Annotated in this window: 2 protein-coding genes; both read left to right on the top strand. The window is 79.1% G+C overall.

Annotated features, from left to right (window positions below):
* Positions 1-515: 515 nt before the first annotated feature.
* Positions 516-1,676 (top strand): ADP-ribosylglycohydrolase family protein, encoded by a 1,161-nt coding sequence (locus ACFWUQ_RS31360; protein WP_384544801.1) that lies wholly within the window; start codon positions 516-518, stop codon positions 1,674-1,676.
* A 7-nt stretch (positions 1,677-1,683) separates the two neighbouring features.
* On the top strand, positions 1,684-2,829 hold the full coding sequence (locus tag ACFWUQ_RS31355; RefSeq protein WP_384544799.1) for an ADP-ribosylglycohydrolase family protein: 1,146 nt from the start codon (positions 1,684-1,686) through the stop codon (positions 2,827-2,829).
* Positions 2,830-3,030: the final 201 nt, after the last annotated feature.

Here is a 3,030-nt window from a genome sequence, read left to right as displayed (position 1 = left end):
GCCCCCCCACCCAGATGGACGGCCGGACCCCCGGGCCGGCGAGCCCGGCCGCCCCGCCGGACACCCTGGCGGCGATCCCGGCGCCACCGGACACCCCCCGCCCGGCCACCCCGGCGAGCCCACCGCCGCCCGGATTGGCGAGCCTGGCCGCCACGGTGGACACCCGGACCCCCGGGCCGACCGCGCCGCCGGACGCCTCCGCCCCGGCCGGCTCCCCGGCCGCCGTCCCGGCGGTCGGCGGGGTCGCGCTGCCGACGGCGGGCGCGTGGGCCCCGGTACCCGCGCTGCTCGCCCCCTGGGTCCGCTCCCCCGCGATCCTCGTCGCGACTCGCCCGGGCGTCGGCTCCGAGGCTTGGACGGGCCCCCGGACCACCCCCACGGCCGACACGCCGACCGGCACCCTCACCCCCACCCGGACCGCCCCCACAACCGACACGCCGACCGGCACCCTCGCCCCCGCCCGGACCGGGCCCCGCCCGCCGGTGTCCCGCGGGGCGGCGGGGCGGGCCGGCCCCGTGGAGGCCCGTGACGCGGCCGCCGGGGCCCCCGCGCCGAGCGGGCCCCGCCGGATCGAGGGGCTGCTCCTCGGGCTCGCCGCAGGCGACGCGGCCGGCTGGCCCGCCGCCCGGCACCGCGCCAGCCGGATGCCCGAGTGGACCCGCCGCCTGACCCGCGAGCTCGACACCTTCGCCGAGCAGAACGCCACCACCACCCTCCCGGTCCCCATCGCGCTGAACCAGCCCCCTGAACCCCTGCGCCTGGGACCCTCCGACGACGCCGAGTGGGCCGCCTTCGTCGCGGAGTCCGTCATCACCGCCGCCGGCGTCCTGCTCAGCGACCTCTCCCGGTCCCGCCGTATGCGCGCCGCCATCGACCTGGCGTGGAACGCCCTCGCCTCCGAGGTCGCGGCGGCCGCCGAACGCGCCCCCGAAGTGGAGTCCGCCGTCCTCCCCCTGCGCGCCCGGATCTCCGTGCGGGCCGGCCTCGGCAACCTCGCCGCCGGTCTGCGCCCGCCCGCCACCGGCCACGACAACCCGCACTACTTCGACGACGCCGCCTGCGTCCGCGCCTGCGTCCTCGCCGTCGTCCATCCCGGGGACGCCGCCGCGGCCGCCGACCTCGCCGAGTTCGACGCCCGCTACACCCAGGACGGCGACGGAGTGCACGGCGCCCGCGCCATGGCCGCCGCCCTCGCGACCGCCCTCGGCGGCGCGGACGTCGACGCCGCCGTCGAGGCGGCCCTCGTACAGCTCCCCGGGTCCACCGAGATCGGCCGAAACGCCCGGCACGCCGTCGCACTCGCACGCGCGCGCACCGACGGCGGCGCCTTCGCCATCGTCCCCACCCTCGAACACGAGATCGTGGACCACGTCTACAGCTACGGGATCGCCGCCGCCGAGACCGTCCCCGTGGCCCTCGCCCTCGCGACCGCCGCCCGCGGCAGGATGGCCGAGGCCGTACCGGCCGCGGCCTGCCTGTCCCGCGTCGCGGACTCCGCCCCCGCCCTCGCCGGCGCCCTCACGGGCGCGCTCGGCGGCGGCGACTCGATCCCCGACGCCTGGCGCGAGGCCTGCCGCACCCTCTCCGGCTGCGCCCTCCCCCGCCTCGCCGGCACCGACCTCGTGGAACTCGCCGCGCTCCTCGCTCGCACGGAACTCACCTCACCCAAGGGATGATTCGGACATGACGCTCACGTTGGAGGACCGGACGGCAGGCGCCCTCGTCGGAGCCGCCGTCGGCGACGCGCTCGGCGGCCCGGTGGAGGGCTGGACCCCGGACCAGATCGTGGAACGGCACGGCGGCCGGGTGCACGGCGTCGTCGGCCCCTGGCACGCGGACTGGCGTACGGCGCGCCCCATCGCCCCGTACCACAAGGGCGACGGGCACGTCACGGACGACACCCTGATGACGCACGCGCTGGTACGGGCCTACGAGGCCGTGCGGGACCACCTGGACGCCTACGCGGTGGCCGAGCACCTGGTCCCGGACCTGATGGGCGTACCGCGCTGGATCCCGGAACTGGAGGCCGAGGCACTGCCGTTGCAGCGGGTCTTCCTCGCCGAGAAGTGGATCGTGGCCCGGCTGCACTACGGGCACGTGGACCCGCGCGAGGCCGGCAGCGGCAACATCGTCAACTGCGGCGCGGCGATGTACATGGCGCCGGTGGGCATCGCCAACGCGGGCAACCCGGCGGGCGCGTACGCGGAGGCGCTGGACGTGGCCGGGGCGCACCAGTCCTCGTACGGGCGGGAGGCGGCGGGCGTCTTCGCGGCGGCGGTGGCGGCGGCGTGCGTCCCGGGGGCCTCGGCCGCGTCGGTCGTGGACACGGCGCTCGCCCTCGCGAAGGACGGTACGCGTGCCGCGATCGCGGCCGTGGCGGAGGCGGCGACCGCCCACCGGGACTTCGAGTCGGCGCTGGTCCCGCTGCGGGCGGCGGTGGCCCCGTACGACTCGGTCGGACCGGACTACCGCGCCCCCTCGCTCGGCGCCCGTCGCCCGTCGCGCCTCCACTCCATCGAGGAGCTCCCGATCGCGCTCGGCATGCTGCTGGTCGCGGACGGGGGGTACGAGGCCTCGGTGCTCGGCGCGGTCAACTACGGGCGGGACTGCGACTCCATCGCCACGATGGCGGGGGCCATCGCCGGGGCCCTGGGCGGCGAGGCGGTGGTCCCCGAGAGCTGGGCCAAGCAGGTCGCGGAGGCCAGCCGGCTGGACCTGCACGCCCCGGCGCGGTCGCTGGCCGCTGTGGCCCGGGAGATCTTCGCCCTCGACCGCGCGCGCCGCCGGGCCCACGAGTCCGCCTTCGCCACCCTCACGGCCTCACGATGACGCCGCCCCCGGGCCCCGGTTCCCCCGCAGCGCCCCCGACCCGACCCGCGCCGGCCCCGGCAACGACGGCCCCGGCCCGGGACCCGGCGCCCGGCCCGTCCGCCGGGGCGGGCCCGGACCCAGCCCCGGCCCGGGACCCGGGCGCGGCCCCGGCCCGGGCAGCCAAGGCCCCGGGCCCGGACCCGGGCGCGGCCCGCGACC

Origin of the sequence: Streptomyces sp. NPDC058662 (assembly GCF_042716255.1) — a bacterium.
Taxonomy (GTDB): domain Bacteria; phylum Actinomycetota; class Actinomycetes; order Streptomycetales; family Streptomycetaceae; genus Streptomyces.
The sequence above is the reverse complement of the archived record's forward strand: the minus strand, read 5'-3'. Positions and strand labels throughout refer to the sequence as shown.